Raw genomic sequence first — 17,775 nt, forward strand, 5'->3', positions numbered from 1 at the left:
CAGCGCTTAAACGTTATGTCGTTTACCTGAGCGTTTCAGTTTTTCCGCTTCTAGCTTAGCGGCTTTTTCGGCGGCTTTTTCAGCCAGAATGCGTTCCACTTCGGCTTTCTCGATTTCGGCCATCGCTGGGGTTTCGAGGGATAACAGGCCAATTCGACCAGAGCGATAGTCGTGTAACACGACTTCCGAAGCTTTATGTAAATCGATGCGACCACCGGGACGCAGGGCACCGCGTTTACGACCGATTTCTTCGAGTAACGCCATATCATCCTTAGGTAATTCACTGATGTTATAACGCTCGCAAATTTCCTTCGGGTACGCCTTTAAGAAATAACCTGCGGCAAACAGTGCCACATCTTCGTACTCCATGGCGGTATCTTTAATGGCACCCGTGACGGCGAGACGATAGCTACTGGCTTCGTTATCGACTTTAGGCCATAAAATCCCTGGCGTGTCCGAGAGCACAATGCCATTACGTAGGTTAATACGTTGCTGGCTTTTAGTGACGGCGGGTTCGTTACCGGTTTTGGCGATAACACGACCGGCTAAGGTATTGATAATGGTGGACTTACCCACGTTAGGGATCCCCATAATCATAGTGCGAATGTCCTTTTCGGTCTTATCACGACTCGGCACTAACTTACGGCAAAGATCCGGCAGCATTTTCAACATACCCGGTTGCAGTGTGGTAATCGCAGTGGCTTTTACCCCTTGTTCACGCTCAAGGTATTCAATCCATTGGGCGGTGATCTCAGGATCGGCTAAGTCGGATTTATTCAGTAGCTTAATACAAGGTTTGTCGCCGCGAAGCTTTGACACCATGGGGTTTTCACTACTGTAGGGAATACGGGCGTCCAGCACCTCAATCACCAGATCGACCTGAGGCATAGCCTCTTCGATCTCTTTGCGTGCCTTGTGCATGTGCCCCGGATACCATTGAATTGCCATGATAGCGCCTTGTTCTTAATGACCTAAAGACGGCTATTCTACCTTGAAGGCGACGAATGTCATAAAAAAAGCGCCCGAAGGCGCTTAATTGCTTAATCTTGATGCGAATTTGAGCTTATCACTCATTTCGCTAACGCGTAGTTGAAATTACAGGACGCCCAGCTCGCGCAATCTTTCCATTAAGTAGCTGTCGGCGGTATAACGCTCAGACAGCACTACCGAAGGCTTAGGATGTAAGAATAGGGGCAGTGAAATACGCGACTTAGTCTTATCCGTGCCTTCTGGGTTAATCACGCGGTGTGAGGTCGATGGGAAGTAACCGCCCGAGGCTTCCTGCAACATATCACCAATGTTGATGATAATATTGCCAAAATCGCTTGGTACATCTAACCAAGAACCGTCTTTGGCTTTGACTTGCAGCCCTGGCTCGTTGGCTGCGGGCAGCACAGTGATAAGGTTAATATCTTCGTGGGCCGCCGCGCGGATAGCGCCCATTTCTTCATCGCCCGTCATCGGTGGATAATGCAGAATGCGCAGCAGAGTTTTGTGGCTGTCGGCAATCATTTCTGGCAGCGGGATAGAGAATTTGGCTTTAACTTCGTCTGGTGAATAGGTTTCAATCCACTCTAACAGTTCAGAGGCCAGCGCATTGGCTTTTTCATAGTAGGCCAGAATATTGGTACGCAAAGAATCTGGAATACGACCCCAAGGGTACACGTGGTAATACTCTTTGATGTCTTTAACCGTGTGACCTTTTGCGGTTTCAGAAATCGACGCGGGGAAGAAGCCATCGTGGGTTTCACGATTGAACATAAACTCGTTCTTAGCGTCAGAATTGAAAAAGGCTTGCCACTCAGCGTAAATGTTTTCGACCAGCTCTTTATCGATAGGGTGGTTAGAGAGCACACCAAAGCCCGTTTCACGTAGGGATTCGACAAAGCGTTTGGCGCTATCGGCTGCGCGATAATCAATGGTTTCTAATTTCATATTGTTTCTACTTGTTATATATGGTTGTTAACCAAACACTTTCTAAGGATAAAGGTAAGGAGTCATTGCCACTTATCTCATTATCGGTATGGTGCGCTAAGCCCTAGTGCAAAGCGGCCAAAATAGAAAGCATTTGGGTAGAGAATTGACCCGCAGCAAGTGTAGCTTTGCACTCTGTTTGGTGCAAACACTCAAGACGATGGACTGAGATTACTGCTGAATTTTCCTCCAGTTATTTAAGCAATGGCTCAATCAACAGGATTTTATCGACTAAAGCGGCTACTATGCCAAAAAGCCAATTCAGGCCGAGGCGCAATAAACCTGAGGAATAAACGGTCTTATGCAGGTGAATACCTTAGGAGCTAAAGGAGACTTTTATGAACAAACTGACTGATTTTGAACGCTATGTCATAGAAGAAAAGGGCACTGAACGTCCCTTTAGCGGAGAGTACTATAAACATGACGCCAAAGGCGTGTATTTGTGCAAAAAATGCCATGCGCCTTTGTATCGCTCAGAAGATAAGTTTAATGCCCACTGTGGTTGGCCAGCCTTCGATGATGAAATTCCGGGGGCGGTGAGTCGTCATGTCGACGCCGATGGTCGCCGTACCGAAATCGTCTGTAGCCAGTGTGGCGGCCATTTAGGCCATGTGTTTGAAGGGGAATATTTAACGCCGAAGAATATTCGTCACTGCGTTAACTCTGTCTCCATGGTGTTTCAAGCGGCCGATGAGGCGGCTGCATCGACGCATAACACAGCCTTTGCCACCTTTGGTGCGGGCTGTTTTTGGTGTGTTGAAGCGATTTTTAAGAGCCTTAAGGGCGTGCTGAACGTCAGCTCAGGTTACGCGGGCGGCGAGGCGAGCGATGCCGATTATAAGTCGGTGTGTTCGGGATTAACTGGGCATGCCGAAGTGGTGCACATCGAGTTTGACCCCGCGCAAATCAGCTTTACGACGCTGCTGCAGGTGTTATTTGAGAGTCACGATCCCACCACGCTTAATCGCCAAGGCAATGATAAAGGGCCGCAGTATCGCTCCGTCGTCTTTGCCCACGATGCGGCGCAGATTGAAGAGACCAATGCCATGATTGCCAAATTAACCGAGGCAAGGGTATTTGATGCGCCGATAGTGACCCAAGTGGTGGCTTTTGAGTCATTTTATCCCGCTGAGGATTACCACAATGACTACTTCGCCCTGCATGGTGAGCAGCCCTATTGCCAGATTGTGGTGCGACCAAAGGTTGAAAAGGTAAGAGCCCTCTTTGCCGAGCTACAAGCATAGGCTTAATGTGCGGGCAAATTGATGGATAAAAAACGCCACCGATAGGGTGGCGTTTTCGTTAATTGCTTGCCTGATAGGCTGAAGACTCAGTGCATTAACGGGATTGCGCTAACCACTCGGCATATTGTTTTGCGTAATAACTGACAATTAAATCGGCGCCGGCACGCTTTAACCCTATAAAGGTTTCGGTGACGACGGCGCGCTCATCGAGGGCGCCCGCCAGTGCGGCAAACTTAATGCCGGCATATTCGCCGCCGACTTGATAAGCCGCTAAGGGAAGGTGGGTTTCCTGTCTTAGGCGACTTAACACATCCAAATAGGGCGTGCCGGGTTTCACCATCAATATATCCGCGCCTTCTTCTTCATCGAGCAACGCTTCGAGCAAGGCTTGGCGACCATTGGCGTAATCGAGTTGGTAGCCCTTACGGTTTCCGCTAAGTTCACAATCCACCGCGGCCCTAAAAGGCCCATAGAAGGAGGAGGCGAATTTGGCTGCATGGGCCAAAATGGCAATGTGCTCAAAGTCTGCCTCATCCAGCCCTTGGCGAATGGCTTTAATCTGGCCGTCCATCATCGCCGATGGCGCCAGCATATCGGCTCCGGCTTTGGCGGCGGTAATGGATTGTTTGACTAAGTTAGCCACGGTTTGATCGTTACAGACTTCGTCATGGTGCAATACGCCGCAGTGTCCGTGGTCGGTATATTCACAAAAACAAATATCGGGGATCACCATCATCTCTGGCGCGGCGGTTTTGATGGTGCGGATCATTCGTGCGAGCAAGCCATTGTCATCCCAAGTGTCGCTGCCCTGTGCATCTTTGGTGTGGGAAATACCAAAGGGCATCACATAACGGATCCCTAATGCGTAAAGCCTTTGAATTTCATCGGCAAGCGTACTCTCGGGCAGACGGCTGATCCCCGGCAAGGTTGAAATGGGCACTGCTTGGCTGATGTGTTCTTCGATGAAAAGTGGGTGAACCAAGTCGCTTAGGGAAATCTGGGTTTCACGCACGAGGTCACGCATGGCCTCGGTGCGGCGCAGGCGTCTTAAACGGCGAAGGGGTTTAAGGGTATTTTCTTGTGTACTGCTCATTGAATTTCCTTATTAACGGTGTGAAAGCATCACGCGAAGCTTCGTGTAAGTGGGAGAGAGTAAAAACGATGCTTAGGACCTGCTTAGCTGGTGTTTTGCAGTTGCATAGAGGTGCTAAGTGACGTGAGACAAAAGCTTCAGCACTGTTTGCTCTGACCTAAAATAGGGCAAAAGTTTCCCAATATTTGGCCAAAGGCTGAAGAGGTTGTTGAGTTAGTGATGGCGATCACAAACCCAGCGCTAAGCTAATCGAGTCATTAGCCGCTGTTTTTAAGCCTTTGCTTTCGATTATTTGATGTTATCATTTGCGCCAATTTACACTTGGTATAGTGCAGGATTTCGATAAGTCACTTTTTCAGTCCAACTATGCCCACAGCGCGGTTTTTATATGACAACACCCCAAGACTCTGTTTGTATTCTCGCCCTCGACACTTGTACCGAAGCTTGTTCGGCTGCCCTGTATTATCAAGGACAGGTTTTTGCTGAGTTAGCCGATGCGCCTCGGGAGCATAGTCAGCGTTTATTGCCTATGGTGGAAGCAGTATTAAAACAAGCCAATGTCGGCTTAGATAAACTGGATGCCATTGCCTACGGCCGTGGGCCAGGCAGTTTTACGGGGATCCGTATTTGTACCAGCATGACCCAAGGTTTAGCCCTAGGGTTAGACTTACCCGTTATCGGCATTTCAACCTTAGCGGCCATGGCACAAATGGCGATTGCTGAGCACGCTGCCGAGCAAGTACTCTGCTGTATCGATGCGCGCATGGGAGAAGTGTACTGGGGGCAATTCGTTGCCGTCGATGGTATTGCCACCTTAGTCGGTAAAGAGGTAGTGAGTGCGCCAGAGCAGGTTGAGCTGGCATTCGATCTTAATAAAACCATTGTCGGCTGTGGCACTGGGTTTGATGCTTATCCCGAGTTATTAGCGTTAGGCAGCGGCATTACCTCCTTAGCGGCGGTGAAGTATCCCGATGCCCGTGCCATGTTAGCGTTAGCCGAAGCGGGTATCAAAGCGGGATTAACCACCAGTGTCGATGAACTCGAACCTGTGTACCTACGTGATACTGTGACATGGAAAAAGTTACCGGGACGTGAATAAACTGTTCATTCTTCCCCGTGATACGTTAGAATCTAAACTGTCTGCATGGATTCTCGATGCAGACATTAATTCCTAGTTAGGTACTCGTCACAACCGCCTAACAAGGTTAACTAGGCAAATAGGATATAAACTGGGCATTTCGATGCAGGTAAATTCGCTTCAAACGAGTTTGACACAAGCGGTTGCGAGTAATCGCCCCGCAGTCATGCAGGGAATGTCGCCCACTGAAGCGCCGCGCCCTGTGCTTGAGCTCGATGCGGTTTCTGCCTTAGCCTTTGATGATACCGCGGAAGGATCATCACAAAACCTACAATCCAGACTCGGTGCCCAGCTCGAATACGAACAAAGCACCCGAGGTCATCAAGGGGCTATCGCCCAATACCTACAAACGCAACATGCTGCCAAACGTGAAGAAATTCAGCAGATGGTCGGTGTGGATATTTATGCCTGATAGTGTGCCCGTGTCTTCTCAATCCCGTTTAACTCCTCGTTTAACTGGCGGTCTTCCTAGCCGCGGTTTGTTTATCATCGAACTGATGCTGGCACTCATATTGACGCGCATTCCTTATCTAAGCGTGCCTTTTAAGTGGTTAGAGAGTTATTTCCACGAGTTGTCCCATGGGATAGCGACAGTGCTCAGTGGCGGCATAGTGAGTCATATACAACTCTTTCCCAATGGTGCGGGTTTTTGCTTTAGCCAAGGTGGCTCGCCACTGGTGATTGGATTTGCGGGCTATTTTGGCGCAGCCTGTTGGGGATACCTTATTTATCTATTGGCAACGTGGCCTAAGGGCATTCGCCTAAGCTTTGCGTTTTTAGGCGGTTTAGTGGTGTTAAGCGGCCTGCTGTGGGGGCGAGATTTACTGACCTTAGCCATTTTAGCTGTGCTGACGATAGTGTTATTACTGCCGCTAAAACTCAGCAAAAATATAATCCTCACGCAATTTTTACGCATTATTGGCCTGATGATCATGCTCAATGCGCTGGCAAGCCCGACGGTATTGCTCGGGCTCGAAGGGCAGGGCGATGCGGTACTGTTGGCCGAGCGTTCATGGATCCCAGCATGGATTTGGGTCGCCATTTGGCTATTTTGCAGTATCTGCGCCTTGTTTATGGCTTGGCGCCGGGTGGACTCCGCTACCTCTCGCTGATCTATGGCGACATCATGCCGCTGTGACATCACAAATATTTACAGCCTAAATAGTCAACTTGTGCGGCTAATTCTTGGATTTTTTTATATAGACTGCTAGCTTAAGTCTTCGGTATCCAAGGAGAATTATTATGAAAAAAGTCACACTCGTCGCCAGTATGCTGATTGCTGGTTTATGTTCAGGTATGGCCTATGCCGATGAAGGCTTGGATAAGGCCATTAAGAGCGAATTTCGCCAAGCGAAAAACGCCAGCCGCGATATTTATCGTCATCCCGCAGAAACCCTCACATTTTTTGGTATCACCCCGACACAAACCGTCATTGAACTCTGGCCCGGCAATGGCTGGTACACTGAAATTCTTGCCCCTTATCTTGCGCCTAAGGGGCAGTATATTGCCGCCAGTTTCGAAACGACCCCCAGCACCGACACCCCAGGTAATCGCTATCGCGCCAATGCGGGCGTGAAATTCGATACTTGGATGACGGCCAATAAAGCCTTATTTGGTAATGCGAAAATGGTGGTTCTCGACCCTCCGGCCAAGATGAATTTAGGCGCCGATGGCAGTGCGGACTTGGTATTAACCTTCCGTAACTTACATAACTGGGCCTCAAGCGATCAGCTCGAAAACGTGTTTGCCGCCTCCTATAAAGTGCTGAAAGATGGCGGTGTGTTTGGCGTGGTCGAACATAGAGCCAATAAAGGCATGAATATGAGCACGGGCTACATGGACCAAGACGAGATGATCGCGCTGGCCAAAAAAGTGGGTTTTACCTTAGCCGAAAGCTCCGAAATCAACGCTAATCCGAAAGACACTAAGGACTACGCCAAGGGCGTCTGGACGCTGCCACCTTCGTTTGCCTTGGGCGATACCGATAAGGAAAAATACCAAGCAATTGGTGAGAGCGATCGCATGACGCTCAAATTTATCAAAAAATCGCGCTAATCACCTGACATTAGAGGCAATATGTGGCAATCTTTCGCCCCCAAAAATCAAGTCGAGTTTGTGTTACCCCATATCAAGCTGAGTGGTCGATTGTGGGGAGCGAAAGATAAGCCGTTATTGCTCGCGTTGCATGGCTGGTTAGATAATGCGAACAGCTTTGAGCCTATCGCTGAGTATTTGCCTCATTATCAGATACTTGCCATAGATTGGCCCGGTCATGGCTTTTCAGCGCATCGGCCGGGACATTATCCATTGCATTGGATTGACTATTTATACGATCTCGATGCGTTACTGGCGATGTTGCCGCAAAAGCCGTTGGCCATCATAGGGCATTCGTTAGGGGGCATTATTGCCTCGGCATACACCGCAACCTTTCCTGAAAAGGTCAACAAACTGATTTTGATTGAGGCGTTAAGCCCATTGTTTGAGTCAGCGACTCAAGCGAAAACGCGGCTGCGAAAGAGTTTTTATCAGCACGAGAAGTTTTTAGCGCAAAAGCATAAACAGCTAAAAGTCTACGACAACATGGACACCGCAGTAAAAGCCAGAGTGCACTTAACGGGGCTGGCGGAGCCTTGGTGCCGCTTGTTACTCGAGCGCAATATGCAACCTACCACCGATGGTGTTGCGTGGCGCAGTGATCCAAGATTAAGGCTCGACTCGCCCATGCGGCTGACCTTTGAGCAGGTCGATGCATTGATGCAGCATATTTCGGTCTCGACCTTATTAATCTGCGGTAAACAGGGCTTTAGCCAGTTGCAGGCGGCGCTGCCTAAGGCGAGGAAATGGTTCACACATTTGTCTGAGCATATGCTCGAGGGCGACCACCATGTGCACATGGATAACGCCAAAGGGGTCGCGCACTTGATCCAGCAGTTTGTCGAATAATCGCTTTTGCTTACATAAAAAAGACGCTAGGTTTTTTGTTTTTTTTATGTGATGATGATCAAAATTAAAACGCCCGTATGATTTATGCGGGTCAATCAATAACAATAAAATGTAAGTCGGTATTTTAACTCGGTATTTGTCGAGTATTGACGGTAGTAGGGATACCGTGTCCGCAGTTGTGGGGATTTAGGAGAAAGTAGTGGATCAGCCTTGGATTAATCATTTGCCAAAAGATGTACCTGCTGAGATTAATGCGGATCAGTATTCATCGCTCGTCGATATGTTCGAGACGGCGGTGGCCAAATATGCAGATCAACCGGCATTTATCAACATGGGTGCCACGCTAACTTACCGTAAACTTGAAGAACGCAGCCGTGCGTTTGCCGCTTATCTGCAAAATGAATTAAAGCTACAAAAGGGTGACCGTGTCGCCCTGATGATGCCGAACCTGCTGCAATATCCCATTGCGCTATTTGGTATTTTACGTGCGGGCATGGTGGTGGTGAACGTTAACCCGCTTTACACTCCCCGCGAATTAAAGCACCAATTAGTCGACTCTGGCGCTAAGGCCATTGTTGTCGTATCAAACTTTGCCCGTACCTTGGAAGAAGTTGTCGACCAGACACCAGTTAAAAGTGTGATTATCACCGGGCTTGGGGATCTGCTGAGCGCGCCAAAACGCACCTTAGTTAACTTTGTGGTCAAGTACATCAAAAAACTGGTGCCTAAATACGATTTACCCCATGCACTTTCAATGCGCGAAACTCTCTCAAGAGGGCGCAGAATGCAGTATGTCAAACCCGTTATTACGGGCGATGACTTAGCCTTTTTGCAATACACAGGTGGAACGACAGGGGTGTCAAAGGGCGCCATGTTGACCCACAGAAACGTGGTCGCAAACGTTTTACAGGCCAATGGTGCCTATTCACCTGCACTGCGTGATGGCAACGAATTTGTGGTAACAGCCTTGCCGCTTTACCATATTTTTGCCTTAACAGTGAACTGCTTACTGTTCTTACATAAGGGCAGTCAAAATCTGTTAATCACCAATCCGCGGGATATTCCAGGCTTTGTGGCCGAACTGAAAAAATATCCTTTTACCGCGCTGACAGGTGTCAACACCCTGTTCAATGCGTTAGTGAACAGTAGCGATTTTGCGGAACTGGATTTTTCTCGCCTAAAATTATCCATTGGTGGCGGGATGGCAGTACAAAAAGCCGTAGCCGACAAATGGCAAAGCATCACAAAAACCCGTTTACTCGAAGGTTACGGTTTAACCGAAGCGTCGCCGCTACTCACGTGCTGCCCCTATAACTTAGATGGCTACAATGGTTCTATCGGTTTCCCTGCGCCATCAACCTTAATTCAAGTGCGTGATGATGCGGGTAATGTGTTGCCGCAGGGCGAGACAGGTGAGCTATTTGGTAAAGGGCCACAGATCATGAAAGGCTACTGGCAGCGTCCAGAGGAAACGGCCAAAGTGATTGATAAAGACGGCTGGCTTGCCACCGGTGATATCGGCAATATGGATGAACAAGGTTTCTTCTATATCGTCGACCGTAAGAAAGACATGATTTTGGTTTCGGGCTTCAACGTCTTCCCCAATGAAGTCGAAGAAGTCGTCGCGTTACATCCTAAAGTGATTGAAGTGGCTGCGGTTGGCGTGCCAAATGACGCCAGCGGTGAATTAGTGAAGGTGTTTGTGGTGGCAAAAGATAAATCTTTAACCGCTGATGACATCATTAAGCATTGCCGTGCGCATTTAACGGGATATAAAGTACCGAAGCTGGTAGAATTTAGGGACGAGTTACCTAAAACCAACGTGGGTAAGATCTTGCGACGAGAACTTCGAGACGAAGTGAAGCGTGCGTAAGATTGAAGCCGGCAATGAGCCGGCTTTTGTTTTTATGGACTGTGCTTAACCCACAGGAACTGGAGAAGAATTTGTCAGTGTTTCAGTATGTGAGCGACGAAGCGAGCCTCAATGCCCTCGTCGCTCAATATCAACAGAGTCCGCTGCTCGTATTAGATACCGAGTTTGTGCGCACACGTACCTACTACGCTAAGCTTGGCCTCATTCAAGCCTATGATGGTAAAACCTTAGCCTTAATTGACCCGGTTGCGCTGCCAGATCTCAGTGCATTCTGGTCTTTGCTGGATAATCCCAACATCATCAAGCTAGTGCATTCCTGCAGCGAGGACTTAGAAGTTTTTGCCCACTATGGTCAGCGTCAACCTACGCCTTTGTTCGATAGCCAAATCGCAGCCTCTTTATGTGGCATGGGCCATGGCCTAGGTTATGCCAAGTTAGTTGAAACCTGCTTAGGTGAAGTGATTGATAAAGGTGAGTCGCGCACCGACTGGATGCGCCGCCCCTTGAGTGAGGCGCAGCTGAGCTACGCCGCCAACGATGTGTTGTATCTGTATCAACTCTATCCGCAACTTGCCGACAAGCTTAAGGCGCAAGATCGCTTAGGCTGGCTGTATGAAGAAGGCGAGCGAATGACTGAAGGGCGCTTAGCTGTGCCTGATGTTGAGACTGCGTACCTGAGAGTGAAGAATGCCTTTCAGCTTACTGAGCATCAGTTGGCTTACCTTAAAGTGTTGGCGAAGTGGCGCTTAGAAAAAGCCTTAGCGCGGGATTTAGCCTTAGGGTTTGTGATTAAAGATCACGGCCTGATCGCGCTAGCGAAGAAGCAGCCTAAGAGCATGGGCGATTTGCTAAAACTGAACGATTTGACCGAGCAAGAGAAACGCATTCACGGTAAAGATATTTTACGGGTGATGCAGACCGCGGATTTAAGCAATCCACCCGAATTAGTGGATGTCTTAGCGCTCAAACCTGGTTACAAATCGGCCTTTAAGAATATTAAAACCTGCTTAACTGAACTGTGCGAGCAGCATGCCATCCCGATGGAGATGCTGGGCTCTAAACGTCATATTCATGAGTATTTACAATGGCGTTGGGATAAACAGCAGGGTGAGTTACCGACGGTCTTAAGTGGCTGGCGTGGACAAATCGCCGCCGAGTCGTTGGCAAAGCTTGAAGTCTAATTTGAGCTGATTAATACATAATCTGCAGTAATATTAAGGTCTTGGCGCGTTGTTAAGGCCTTTATCTGTTATATCAAGGCTTAGCTTATTTCGCTTAAAATTCGACAAACACGCAGCAGAAAGCGTCATCCCCGTGATGAGGATGACGCCAACGCTCGACTTATCTGTCAGGCAATGTGACGTTAAGTTCGAGTACCGACAGGTTATCGTCGTTCTGATCTAACTGCACAGAAACTTGATCATCAGAAATATGCACATATTTGCGGATAACGGCGATAATTTCTTGTTTCATCTGTGGAAAATAATCCGGGGTATCCCGTTGTCCACGTTGATGGGCCACAATAATTTGTAGTCGCTCTTTTGCCATTACCGCAGTGCTAGGCTTTTTCTTGCTTTTGAAATAGTCGAGTAAAGACATAATTAGCTACCAAATATCCGTTGTAAGAAACCTTTTTTCTCTTCCGTAATGAAGCGTACTGGCACATCTTCACCCAGTAAACGCGCGACCGTATCACTGTAAGCCGCACCTGCATCACTCTCTTGATCGATAATCACAGGCACACCCGAGTTAGAGGCCTTGAGTACAGATTGTGATTCAGGGATAACACCAAGTAATTCAATGGCAAGGATTTCTTTTACATCGTCAACACTTAACATTTCGCCCGATTTTACCCGACTCGGCGAATAACGAGTCAGCAGTAAGTACTCTTTTATCGGCTCTAAATTCAGTTCGGCACGGCGTGACTTACTCTGCAGCATGCCCAGAATACGGTCAGAGTCGCGAACCGAGCTCACTTCAGGGTTGGTGGTCACAATAGCGATATCGGCAAAGTACAGTGCCATCATTGCGCCTTGCTCAATCCCTGCGGGTGAGTCACAAATAATAAAATCAAATTCTTTCGCTAAATCATCGAGCACACGACCCACGCCTTCTTTGGTCAGTGCATCTTTATCGCGGGTTTGCGATGCAGGCAGTACAAACAGTTTTTCACAGCGTTTGTCTTTAATCAGTGCCTGATTTAAATTGGCTTCACCGTTGATCACATTGACAAAGTCATAGACGACGCGGCGCTCGCAGCCCATGATCAAATCTAAGTTACGTAAACCAATATCGAAATCGATAACAACAGTTTTATGCCCTTGTATTGCAAGTCCAGTTGCAATCGCCGCACTGGATGTGGTTTTACCAACACCACCTTTACCTGAAGTGACAACAATAATTTGTGCCATGTTTCTCTCTATCCTTTTTTATGCCATTTAGAGGGGCAATGATTCAACGATAAGCGACTCGCCATTTAAGCGAATGCAGCCGCTTTTATCTGAGCTATGTTGTTGTAGATTTTCAGCGAGCCAATATTGCCCTGCTATTGAAACTAATTCAGCCTCGAGGGAATGGGCGATGATCACCGCGCTGCTGTCGCCGGCCGCGCCCGCCATGGCTTTTCCTCGTAATGCGCCATAAATATGAATGCTACCATCGGCGATGACTTCAGCGCCATTACCTACGGCACCAAATATGATTAAATCGCCATTTTTTGCATAGACCTGCTGGCCTGAGCGGATATTTTGCTTCAAAACCTTCGTTTGACGCGGCGCAGGAGGAGGCGTCACGCTTTGTTTGCCGGCTTTGACGATGGCAAGTCCTAGGGTTTTGGCTTGATTACTGAGAGCGATGGTTGCCCCGGTGATCCCCACGATAACTAACTGACGGGAAAGTAATAACTCTTTTAAGCCGTGTAAATTGAAATCGTTATCTTGGATGGCGCTGAGGTTGACGACTAAAGGGGCACCCAGAAAAAATTGAGGGGCTTGTGCCAATTTGCTATCTAATTCAGCCATGACAGCATTTAAGTCGCTGCTATTGATATGAAGCACTGAAAGAGTAAAAGAAGCGCCTTTTAACTCTAAGCTAGGTTTTGACATCCCGGCACTATTCTCCAGAAATCATCAGTCGGTTCGCTGATTTTACAATTAAATTACTAGGCGACCATGTTATAGTGTGCCCCATTGACTGGCAAGTTTGAACTATTGGATATTTATACTCTTATGCTATGTGCGGTTTATAAAAGTAGTCGAAAGGCTGAAACTTATTTATTTGTGAACAAAAGGGACTGCTTTGATGATGTTCCCCAAGCGCTGTTGGATATGTTTGGCGTGCCTCAGTTAGTGATGGTGTTCCCCATCGCTAAGCGTGAATCCCTCGGTATCGCCGATATTCAAAAGGTCAGAGCAGCACTCGAGGAAAAGGGTTTTTATTTACAAATTCCGCCACCGCAGGTTAATTTATTGGCCGAACACAGAGAAAGTCTTGGGATTAAAGACTAGCCCATAAACTGCGGACAAAGGTATATGCCAAAGACCCTCCTTAAACGCGTTGCAGCATGTACATTGATTTTCTTGCCCTTGATAAGCCATAGCGCGCGAGGGCAAGACGCTTCCTTCAACGATTACCTCCTTAAGCTAAAACAAGAGGCAAGTGCCCAAGGCATTAGCCAAGCGACGATCAACGCCGCTTTCCCGCAGATAAAACGCTTTAAAAAAGCCAATGTGGCCGCAGCGCCAAGCCAATCTAAAACCCTTGAAACCTATTTGCCAGAAGTCGTTCCAGAATGGAAGGTGGATACGGCGCGCGTGCTCTTTAACGAGCATGAGGTGCTATTGAGCAATATTGCTGATAAGTATCAAGTGCAGCCGCGGTTTTTAGTGGCGCTCTGGAGCTTAGTGTCTAACTTTGGTGATGCGTCGGGGGATTATCCTGTGCTGTCTGTGATGGCGTCGTTAGCCTTTACGGACGAAGATACGGCGCGTTACCAGCGGGAGTTTATGGCTGCGCTTTCCATCATGGATAAAGAGCATCTTAAGTTTGAAGATCTTAAAAGCAATGACAAAGGCTTTATGGGGCAAACCCAATTGCTTCCGAGTGAATATTTAGCCTACGGCCAAGATGGCGACGGTGATGGCAAAAAAGACATTTGGCACAATGTGGCCGATGCCTTTGCCTCTGCCGCGAACCTGCTTAAGCAGCAGGGCTGGAATGGGGAGGATACCTGGGGACGTCAGGTTCAAGCACCGGTGGATCTGAAGGCCGAGTTTATCGGACTCAATCAATCCCAAACCTTAGCCAAGTGGCAGCAGCTAGGTGTCAGGCGTTTCGATAATACGGATTTACCGAATCGTGAGGATATTCACGCTTCGCTTATCATGCCCGACGGTGCCAAGGGCCGAAAATATTTGGTCTATGGCAATTACCGCGCCTTAATGCACTGGCAAGCGGTGAATTATTTAGGCGAGGGCGATTATTTTGGCATCTCTGTGGTGCATTTATCGGAGAGAATTAAGACTCCCCAGTAAATTGGTGTAAAATGGCCCGCATTAAGCGGGTTTTTTATTATGAAGATAAGCGTAAACATGGCATTTTGGCAGAATAAAGCGTTAACCGAGTTGACATCGCAGGAGTGGGAGTCCCTCTGCGATGGTTGTGGTAAGTGTTGTTTAAACAAGTTGATCGATGATGAAACTGAGGAGTTGTATTACACCAATGCAGCTTGCCTACTGCTCGATCATCAAAGTGCCAGCTGCAAGCATTATAGTGACCGTTTTAGCCATGTTCCCCAATGTACTGTGATCACACCGCAAAACGTCCATGAACTGACGTGGTTACCCGATAGCTGTGCCTATCGTCGTTTAGCCGCCGGTCGAGACTTGCCAAGCTGGCATCCATTACTCACGGGCTCTAAAGAGGCCATGCACCTGGCGGGCATGTCGATTCAAGGCAAAGTGGTGGATGAGCGCAGGGTTAAAGATATTGAAGATCATATCGTGCTGTGGCCGCTGAAAGATCTAGATTAACGCTATTACAGCAGCTTTTGTCTCTAATAACTGACGTTAATAAACAGCCAGACGTTAATAAACAAAAAGGAGCAACTAACTATTGGGTTGAGTGCTCCTTTTTTTCTATCTAGGCTTCAAAGAAAAATTTTTATCTATCAATGGATTGTGGTGTTATTACTGGTCACAGCTAAGTAACGCCACACTATTCCTCGATTAGATAAAGTAACTTATTCAACGATAATGACTATTTTTCAACAATAGTTACTTTTTCGATAATAATCGGCTCACGGGGCACGTCTTCATGGCCTGCAACACGGGTGGTTTTTACGCCTTCAATTTGCAGCACGACCTCGAGTCCCGCGGTGACTTTACCAAATACCGCATAACCCCAACCGTTGTTCGTGGTTGCCGTGTGGTCGAGGAACTCATTGTTGGCCGTATTGATAAAAAACTGCGCGGTCGCCGAGTGCGGTGCATCGGTACGGGCCATAGCGATAGTGCCAAACACATTCGATAGGCCTTTGTTGGCTTCGTTGACAATCGGCTCGTGGGTGGGCTTTTCTTTCATTTTGGCGGTAAAGCCTCCGCCTTGAATCATAAAGCCTTTGATCACTCGATGGAAAATCGTGTGTTCATAAAAACCTTCTTGGCAGTAGCGGATAAAGTTTTTGGCGGTAACGGGCGCGCGCTCCATATCGAGTTCGATACTGATATCACCGAGGTTGGTTGTAAAAATAATCGTCATATTTGCTTCTGCTATTTTGAGTTAATTCGTTAATAAGCTGCTAATTCACTTAGTGCTTTTGTGCCAAGGATTTGCTTGGGGTTCGCTATCGCCCTGCGGCTTAATGCTGTTTTGCCATGGATTACCTTGCAGAGGGTTTGCAGGGCGGCTATCTGAACGAGTATCCGTCCCTGTCTTTGGGGCCTTAGGCGCAGGAGTCGCTTTGGCACTACGATGTTTCTTGGCTTGTGTCGCCTCAAAGGTGCCCGGCTTGCCACTCGAATAGGGGCGGGGTTGAGCACTTGTGTCGGCGGATTTATGGGGTTTACGCTCTGTTGTCGATGCCGATTTAGGCACAAAATCGAGTATAGAAATCGGCACAACTTTTTTCGGCTCAAAGCCTGCTATCTCCCTGCGCACGATAACATGACCCAAGCGACGCTCGATGGCGCATAGGTTTCTGAAATCATCCTTAGAAACAAAGGAAATCGCTTCACCTTGATTACCCGCACGTCCGGTACGGCCAATGCGGTGAATATAGTCGTCGGCTTCATCGGGTAAGTCGTAGTTAATCACCCGCGCTAAGGCATCGATATCAATGCCACGTGAGGCCACGCCCGTGGCGACCAAGAAGGAGACTTTACCCGCTTTAAAATCGATCAGCAGTTGCTCGCGCACCGCTTGGCTGCGGCCACTGTGAAAAGCCTCTGCAACAATGCCACGCTTTTCTAACTGGCTAACCAATTTGGCTGCGCCGTGTTTGGTTTGGATAAAAATTAACGCCTGTGACCAGTTATTTTCTTGGATCAAATGACTCAGCAACGCTGACTTTTTATCTTTATCGACTGTGGTCAACCATTGGTCAATATGAGTCGACGCCGCGCTCTTACGGCTGATTTCAATTTCGATGGCGTCCGGAATAGCGGATTTCGCCAGCGCTTTCACCTGTTTCGATAAGGTGGCTGAAAATAAGAGGTTTTGTCTCTGCTCGGGCAGCTTTTCGATGATGCTATTAATATCTTCGATAAAGCCCATATCGAGCATGCGGTCGGCTTCGTCGAGCACCAATACTGAGACTTCATCGAATCGAATAGCCCTTTGGGTATACATGTCGAGCAAACGCCCAGGTGTGGCCACCAGTAAATCCACGCCTTCAATCAGCCGTTTCTTTTGCGGCGCGGCGTCGACACCACCGTACATGGCCATGGCTGTTAAAGGTAAATACTTGGCATATTGGTTGATATTTTCTTCGACCTGAAGCGCTAACTCACGTGTCGGGGTGAGTATGATGGCGCGCACTCGCTTAGGGCGGATCTTGGGGGCATCGGCGAATCTGTGTAGCAGCGGCAGCACAAAACTGGCGGTTTTACCTGTGCCCGTTTGCGCTGCGGCAAGCACATTCTTGCCCGCTAAAATGCTGGGTATGGCCTTTGTCTGTATCGGCGTGGGGTTCGTGTAACCCAGTTCAGTCACCGCTTTGACAAGCGCGCTGTGTAATCCAAGTTGGGAGAATGGCATTGAGAGTCTCAACTAAATGATTTATTGGCAAACTGTAGGCCTGAGGCGAACAGCGAAGCAGGTCGCTATTATAGCAGTAGCAATAGTGGAATAGGGGATTATCTCACGCAGGTTGATAGCTGAGCGCTATCGGCACTCGAGCTTACAAATTTGTAACTGGGCATGTATTCGCTTGCAACACAGCTGCAATTAGGCGGCTGATATGATTAACTTAAGTCCTTTTATTGGCGTCTGATGAGTTAAGTTTTAGACGCTT

At 48.1% G+C, this 17,775-nt stretch carries 19 protein-coding genes; 11 read left to right on the plus strand and 8 right to left on the minus strand.

The annotated features are described in order from the left end of the window. Positions 1 to 6 precede the first annotated feature (6 nt). Entirely contained in the window at positions 7 to 948 is a 942-nt protein-coding gene (gene ylqF, locus ACUZ8J_RS09235) for a ribosome biogenesis GTPase YlqF (protein ID WP_011717324.1), read from the minus strand. 147 nt (positions 949 to 1,095) lie between these two features. Further along, entirely contained in the window at positions 1,096 to 1,935 is an 840-nt protein-coding gene (locus ACUZ8J_RS09240) for an isopenicillin N synthase family dioxygenase (RefSeq protein ID WP_188871195.1), read from the minus strand. A gap of 377 nt (positions 1,936 to 2,312) precedes the next feature. On the opposite strand from ACUZ8J_RS09240, the gene ACUZ8J_RS09245 reads away from it, so the two are divergent. After that, on the plus strand, positions 2,313 to 3,218 hold the full coding sequence (locus ACUZ8J_RS09245) for a bifunctional methionine sulfoxide reductase B/A protein (RefSeq protein ID WP_446693656.1): 906 nt from the start codon (positions 2,313 to 2,315) through the stop codon (positions 3,216 to 3,218). 94 nt (positions 3,219 to 3,312) lie between these two features. Here ACUZ8J_RS09245 and hemB read toward each other — a convergent pair whose 3' ends face one another. Then, positions 3,313 to 4,311 (minus strand): porphobilinogen synthase, encoded by a 999-nt coding sequence (gene hemB, locus ACUZ8J_RS09250; RefSeq protein ID WP_446693657.1) that lies wholly within the window; start codon positions 4,309 to 4,311, stop codon positions 3,313 to 3,315. A 388-nt stretch (positions 4,312 to 4,699) separates the two neighbouring features. Between hemB and tsaB the strand changes: the two genes are divergently transcribed. From tsaB to rnd, 7 genes are all read left to right on the plus strand, one after another. Beyond that, positions 4,700 to 5,410 (plus strand): tRNA (adenosine(37)-N6)-threonylcarbamoyltransferase complex dimerization subunit type 1 TsaB, encoded by a 711-nt coding sequence (gene tsaB, locus ACUZ8J_RS09255; protein WP_446693658.1) that lies wholly within the window; start codon positions 4,700 to 4,702, stop codon positions 5,408 to 5,410. A 142-nt stretch (positions 5,411 to 5,552) separates the two neighbouring features. Next, positions 5,553 to 5,861, plus strand: a complete 309-nt coding sequence (locus ACUZ8J_RS09260) for a hypothetical protein (RefSeq protein ID WP_446693659.1) — start codon at positions 5,553 to 5,555, stop codon at positions 5,859 to 5,861. Next, a complete protein-coding gene (locus tag ACUZ8J_RS09265; RefSeq protein ID WP_446693660.1) occupies positions 5,854 to 6,561 on the plus strand; it encodes a M50 family metallopeptidase in 708 nt (235 codons plus the stop codon). Before ACUZ8J_RS09260 ends, ACUZ8J_RS09265 begins: the two co-directional genes overlap by 8 nt. A 130-nt stretch (positions 6,562 to 6,691) precedes the next feature. Further along, positions 6,692 to 7,504: a class I SAM-dependent methyltransferase gene (locus ACUZ8J_RS09270; protein WP_011717317.1), complete on the plus strand. Its 813-nt coding sequence runs from the start codon at positions 6,692 to 6,694 to the stop codon at positions 7,502 to 7,504. Positions 7,505 to 7,525: 21 nt separating this feature from the next. Beyond that, the gene (locus ACUZ8J_RS09275; RefSeq protein ID WP_279768771.1) at positions 7,526 to 8,392 is read left to right on the plus strand and encodes an alpha/beta hydrolase; all 867 of its coding nucleotides are present in this window, start codon (positions 7,526 to 7,528) and stop codon (positions 8,390 to 8,392) included. A gap of 199 nt (positions 8,393 to 8,591) precedes the next feature. Beyond that, on the plus strand, positions 8,592 to 10,265 hold the full coding sequence (gene fadD, locus ACUZ8J_RS09280; RefSeq protein ID WP_086904114.1) for a long-chain-fatty-acid--CoA ligase FadD: 1,674 nt from the start codon (positions 8,592 to 8,594) through the stop codon (positions 10,263 to 10,265). 71 nt (positions 10,266 to 10,336) lie between these two features. Beyond that, positions 10,337 to 11,446, plus strand: a complete 1,110-nt coding sequence (gene rnd / locus ACUZ8J_RS09285; protein WP_446694924.1) for a ribonuclease D — start codon at positions 10,337 to 10,339, stop codon at positions 11,444 to 11,446. A gap of 160 nt (positions 11,447 to 11,606) precedes the next feature. Here rnd and minE read toward each other — a convergent pair whose 3' ends face one another. Genes minE through minC form a run of 3 tightly spaced genes read right to left on the minus strand, consistent with a single transcriptional unit; the run spans position 11,607 to position 13,369 of the window. Further along, positions 11,607 to 11,864, minus strand: coding sequence for a cell division topological specificity factor MinE (gene minE, locus ACUZ8J_RS09290; RefSeq protein WP_011622938.1), 258 nt, complete (start codon positions 11,862 to 11,864; stop codon positions 11,607 to 11,609). A 2-nt stretch (positions 11,865 to 11,866) separates the two neighbouring features. Further along, on the minus strand, positions 11,867 to 12,676 hold the full coding sequence (minD, locus tag ACUZ8J_RS09295) for a septum site-determining protein MinD (protein ID WP_011717313.1): 810 nt from the start codon (positions 12,674 to 12,676) through the stop codon (positions 11,867 to 11,869). A 27-nt stretch (positions 12,677 to 12,703) separates the two neighbouring features. After that, positions 12,704 to 13,369, minus strand: coding sequence for a septum site-determining protein MinC (gene minC, locus ACUZ8J_RS09300; protein ID WP_011622936.1), 666 nt, complete (start codon positions 13,367 to 13,369; stop codon positions 12,704 to 12,706). 123 nt (positions 13,370 to 13,492) lie between these two features. On the opposite strand from minC, the gene ACUZ8J_RS09305 reads away from it, so the two are divergent. The 3 genes from ACUZ8J_RS09305 to ACUZ8J_RS09315 are packed head-to-tail and all read left to right on the plus strand — an operon-like array spanning position 13,493 to position 15,295. Next, positions 13,493 to 13,771: a YcgL domain-containing protein gene (locus ACUZ8J_RS09305; protein ID WP_089067656.1), complete on the plus strand. Its 279-nt coding sequence runs from the start codon at positions 13,493 to 13,495 to the stop codon at positions 13,769 to 13,771. 24 nt (positions 13,772 to 13,795) lie between these two features. Further along, positions 13,796 to 14,797 carry a lytic murein transglycosylase gene (locus ACUZ8J_RS09310; protein ID WP_089067657.1) on the plus strand — a complete coding sequence of 334 codons (1,002 nt, stop codon included), beginning with the start codon at positions 13,796 to 13,798 and terminating at the stop codon, positions 14,795 to 14,797. A gap of 57 nt (positions 14,798 to 14,854) precedes the next feature. Then, on the plus strand, positions 14,855 to 15,295 hold the full coding sequence (locus ACUZ8J_RS09315; RefSeq protein WP_249556595.1) for a YcgN family cysteine cluster protein: 441 nt from the start codon (positions 14,855 to 14,857) through the stop codon (positions 15,293 to 15,295). A 226-nt stretch (positions 15,296 to 15,521) separates the two neighbouring features. On the opposite strand, the gene ACUZ8J_RS09320 is transcribed toward ACUZ8J_RS09315, so the two are convergent. Together ACUZ8J_RS09320 and ACUZ8J_RS09325 are read right to left on the minus strand one after the other, a co-directional pair. Further along, entirely contained in the window at positions 15,522 to 16,022 is a 501-nt protein-coding gene (locus ACUZ8J_RS09320; protein WP_086904117.1) for a peptidylprolyl isomerase, read from the minus strand. 45 nt (positions 16,023 to 16,067) lie between these two features. Further along, the gene (locus ACUZ8J_RS09325; protein WP_446693661.1) at positions 16,068 to 17,519 is read right to left on the minus strand and encodes a DEAD/DEAH box helicase; all 1,452 of its coding nucleotides are present in this window, start codon (positions 17,517 to 17,519) and stop codon (positions 16,068 to 16,070) included. Positions 17,520 to 17,775 lie beyond the last annotated feature (256 nt).

Source organism: Shewanella sp. Koi 1 (assembly GCF_052907445.1).

Coding starts and splice junctions, on each gene's coding strand:
- ylqF (WP_011717324.1), bottom strand. CDS start 948: ATGGCAATTCAATGGTATCCGGGGCACATGCACAAGGCACGCAAAGAG.
- ACUZ8J_RS09240 (WP_188871195.1), bottom strand. CDS start 1,935: ATGAAATTAGAAACCATTGATTATCGCGCAGCCGATAGCGCCAAACGC.
- ACUZ8J_RS09245 (WP_446693656.1), top strand. CDS start 2,313: ATGAACAAACTGACTGATTTTGAACGCTATGTCATAGAAGAAAAGGGC.
- hemB (WP_446693657.1), bottom strand. CDS start 4,311: ATGAGCAGTACACAAGAAAATACCCTTAAACCCCTTCGCCGTTTAAGA.
- tsaB (WP_446693658.1), top strand. CDS start 4,700: ATGACAACACCCCAAGACTCTGTTTGTATTCTCGCCCTCGACACTTGT.
- ACUZ8J_RS09260 (WP_446693659.1), top strand. CDS start 5,553: ATGCAGGTAAATTCGCTTCAAACGAGTTTGACACAAGCGGTTGCGAGT.
- ACUZ8J_RS09265 (WP_446693660.1), top strand. CDS start 5,854: ATGCCTGATAGTGTGCCCGTGTCTTCTCAATCCCGTTTAACTCCTCGT.
- ACUZ8J_RS09270 (WP_011717317.1), top strand. CDS start 6,692: ATGAAAAAAGTCACACTCGTCGCCAGTATGCTGATTGCTGGTTTATGT.
- ACUZ8J_RS09275 (WP_279768771.1), top strand. CDS start 7,526: ATGTGGCAATCTTTCGCCCCCAAAAATCAAGTCGAGTTTGTGTTACCC.
- minE (WP_011622938.1), bottom strand. CDS start 11,864: ATGTCTTTACTCGACTATTTCAAAAGCAAGAAAAAGCCTAGCACTGCG.
- minD (WP_011717313.1), bottom strand. CDS start 12,676: ATGGCACAAATTATTGTTGTCACTTCAGGTAAAGGTGGTGTTGGTAAA.
- minC (WP_011622936.1), bottom strand. CDS start 13,369: ATGTCAAAACCTAGCTTAGAGTTAAAAGGCGCTTCTTTTACTCTTTCA.
- ACUZ8J_RS09305 (WP_089067656.1), top strand. CDS start 13,493: ATGCTATGTGCGGTTTATAAAAGTAGTCGAAAGGCTGAAACTTATTTA.
- ACUZ8J_RS09310 (WP_089067657.1), top strand. CDS start 13,796: ATGCCAAAGACCCTCCTTAAACGCGTTGCAGCATGTACATTGATTTTC.
- ACUZ8J_RS09315 (WP_249556595.1), top strand. CDS start 14,855: ATGGCATTTTGGCAGAATAAAGCGTTAACCGAGTTGACATCGCAGGAG.
- ACUZ8J_RS09320 (WP_086904117.1), bottom strand. CDS start 16,022: ATGACGATTATTTTTACAACCAACCTCGGTGATATCAGTATCGAACTC.
- ACUZ8J_RS09325 (WP_446693661.1), bottom strand. CDS start 17,519: ATGCCATTCTCCCAACTTGGATTACACAGCGCGCTTGTCAAAGCGGTG.